This window comes from uncultured Mucilaginibacter sp. (genome assembly GCF_903913935.1).
Taxonomy (GTDB): Bacteria; Bacteroidota; Bacteroidia; order Sphingobacteriales; family Sphingobacteriaceae; genus Mucilaginibacter.
Window position 1 is genome coordinate 1 of the sequence record NZ_CAIWNH010000211.1, and the last position, 3,275, is coordinate 3,275.

Genomic DNA, 3,275 nt, shown 5'->3' on the forward strand with positions numbered 1-3,275 from the left:
ACATAACAATAAATAATTTAAAAAGTTTATATTTGCTATTATTCCTATGTATTCAGTTCTAAAATAATATGGTATCAAAACTCAGTTCTGCCGAAGTACTCCATTTTCTCATCATTTTCACTATTGTTTTAGTTTTTGCACGTTTACTTGGTGAATTATGCAGAAAATACAAGCAACCTGCTATTATAGGCGAAATCCTTGCCGGCGTGATTTTGGGACCAACCATCCTGCAGCATTATTTTCCTGAGGTCTTTAAAAATATTTTCCTTGCTGTACCACGGGCTTACGGAGCTTTTGACGGGCTGGCCAACATCGGCATTATCTTGCTCATGTTTGTTGCAGGCTTTGAAGTCGATCTCAAGCAGATTCGCAGAGATGGCAAACATGCTCTTTCCATCAGCCTAACCGGCATTATTTTCCCTTTTATTGTGGGGTTTATTGCGGCGTGGTTTTTTTACCAGCGTATTTTCTCTACAGGCGCTAATAACCAGTTTATTTCGGCGATGTTTTTTGGTACCGCGTTATCTATTACTGCGCTGTCAGTTATCACAAAAATTTTAATGGACCTTGACATTTTAAGGACAAAAATTGGCAACCTGGTGCTTACTTCGGCAATGATAGATGACTTTTTGGGCTGGATTTTATTTTCTATCATCATGCAGATGATGAACTCCGGAAAAAAAGAAGGCTCCTACATGTCGGTTATAGTTGTTTTACTATTTGCGGTATTTATGGTCACCGTTGTACGCTGGCTGATTAACAAACTGCTTTCTGTTGCCCATAAAAACCTCAAGATAGGACGTGTGATCACCCTTGCTATCTGTCTCTGCCTGGTGAGTGCTATAATAACCGAATATTTGGGCGTACGCGCTGTTTTCGGGGCATTTTTAATGGGTGTAGCTATCGGCGATTCAGAGTATTTTACTGAGCGCCACAAGCTTATTTTACATCAGTTTACTGTTAATATTATCGCGCCACTTTTCTTTGCATCCATCGGCCTCCGGCTGAATTTTGTGTCAAACTTTAATTTTGAAGTAGTAGCCATCATACTCGCCATAGCTTGTATTGCTAAATTGATAGGCGCGGGTATTGGCAGCCGGATTAGCGGGTTAAACCGGAACGAGTCTATCGCTGTAGCGTTTGGTATGAATGCCCGCGGTTCGCAGGAGATTGTGTTGGGATTATTGGCCCTCCAGGCAAAAATAATTAATGAAAAGGTTTTTGAAGGCTTAGTTGTGATGACTGTAGCAACTGTTATCGTTTCGGGACCGGTGATGAAATATTACTTTTTAAAAGAAGAAAGAAATCATACATCAGCTGAAACTACTCAAGACCTGGCATCATCAATCATAATTGACGAATAATTATATTCCCTAAAATCGCCAGTTTTTTGTAATGATCGAACAATGTAAACTTCTTGATAAAGGATGAATATTTTTACTATTTAAGCATGCAAATGGATAAAATGCAAAACTTTTCGCAAAACTTATATTCAGTTACTTCCGGCTCCACTGGTTATATCACAAACTTTATATTTAATCAGCACTAAATTTAAACGCAAGGATCAATGGTTTTTAACAGCATAAATTTCCTAATCTTTCTCCCGATCTTTTTTGTTATTTACTTTCTTCTTCGAAATAATTTAAAATATCAAAACTATTTTATACTTATTTCAAGTTTCATTTTTTATGCTTTTTGGGATTGGAGATTTTTATTTCTTCTGATATTTAACACCCTTTTGGATTTTTATTTTGGAATAAAGATATTCGAAGCAAAGAGTCCGAAAAGGCAGAAAAGTGTTTTAATATTAGCCGTTTGTATAAACCTCGGTATACTTTTCTTTTTTAAATATTTCAATTTCTTTCTATACTCACTTACCCCAATTGTCAATTTTTGGGGAATTCAGATTCCCACACATAGCCTTGACATATTGCTCCCTATAGGTATTTCATTTTATACCTTCCACTCACTATCATATACCATTGATATTTACCACAAAAAAATCGAGCCGACCAGGGACTATATTGCCTACGCTTCATTTGTTTGTTTTTTCCCGCAACTTGTGGCCGGGCCAATTTCAAGGGCTAAGGATATGTTGCCGAAATTGCTCAGAAAACGTGAAATAGATGCAGAAAAAATGACAAGCGGCCTTTCGCAAATGATCCTTGGTTTTTTTAAGAAAATGGTTGTGGCCGATTCAATAGGTGTAATGGTTGATAGCACCTACAGCAATCTTCATGTTGTTTCTGATCTTCAGATCCTTTTCGCTACCGTGTTTTATTCGTTCCAGATCTATTGTGATTTTTCCGGATACACCGACATCGCATTAGGCTTAGGAAAAATGTTCGGGATTGAACTTCGGGTAAACTTTAACAGACCGTACTTTTCAAGAAATTTTAGTGAATTTTGGGAGAGATGGCATATTTCGCTATCATCATGGCTAAGGGATTATCTGTATATTCCGCTGGGCGGCAACCGTAAAGGCAAGCTGTTTACCTATCGCAACCTGATGATAACGATGTTATTGGGCGGCTTATGGCACGGCGCGAGTTACAATTTTATTATTTGGGGCGGTTTACATGGCCTTTATTTAGTTGTGCAAAGGCAATTTAAATTTAAACTGCCTAACGCCATTGCTATTGTGCTTACATTCGCGCTTACAACCCTGGCCTGGGTATTTTTCAGATCACATTCTTTCAACGACTCCATTTACATTATTAAACATATTGTGCACATGAAATCGCACCAGGTACTTTTGCAATTTGAAATTGCAAAACTGGTGTACGTTATATTGGTTTTACTGGCGATGGACATCTTCTTTTTTAATTATTTCGAAAAAAATTCATACAAATCATTCATCATAAATATTGTTTTACTTGTGCATATCATTTTATTTGCCACTTTTTCAAGCAATGCATTTATTTACTTCCAATTTTAAAGCATGAAAAAATTCGTTTATCGATTCTTGATTTTAGCAGTAAGTATATTTGTAGCCCAATTTGTGCTCTACATTGGGATAAAGTATGTATTGGATAGTAAATCAAAGTTCAGGCTTACCCGGTACTTTAGAAACAGTAAGCATGATTATTACATTTTGGGTAATTCAAGGGCTGTAAATTCAGTTAATGAGAAATATGCAAACGATAGTTTAAAACTCGACCTTATCAACCTTGGCTTCAACGGCGAACGTTACAAAAATATAGTAGACCTATTAGACGACATTAATTCCAAAGTAACTCATAAAACAATTTTTTTTGAAGTTAGTTGTATAACCA

The 3,275-nt window shown here is 36.6% G+C and carries 3 protein-coding genes; all 3 read left to right on the forward strand.

Going from position 1 to position 3,275, the window contains the following annotated elements; genetic code table 11:
• The first annotated feature begins 68 nt into the window (after window positions 1-68).
• On the forward strand, window positions 69-1,364 hold the full coding sequence (locus QZY09_RS07955; RefSeq protein WP_295670697.1) for a cation:proton antiporter: 1,296 nt from the start codon (window positions 69-71) through the stop codon (window positions 1,362-1,364).
• Between the two features lie 566 nt (window positions 1,365-1,930).
• Complete coding sequence (locus QZY09_RS07960) at window positions 1,931-2,938, forward strand: MBOAT family O-acyltransferase (protein ID WP_295670701.1); 1,008 nt, start codon at window positions 1,931-1,933, stop codon at window positions 2,936-2,938.
• 3 nt (window positions 2,939-2,941) lie between these two features.
• On the forward strand, window positions 2,942-3,275 hold a 334-nt coding region (locus QZY09_RS07965; protein ID WP_295670704.1), incomplete at its 3' end, for a hypothetical protein.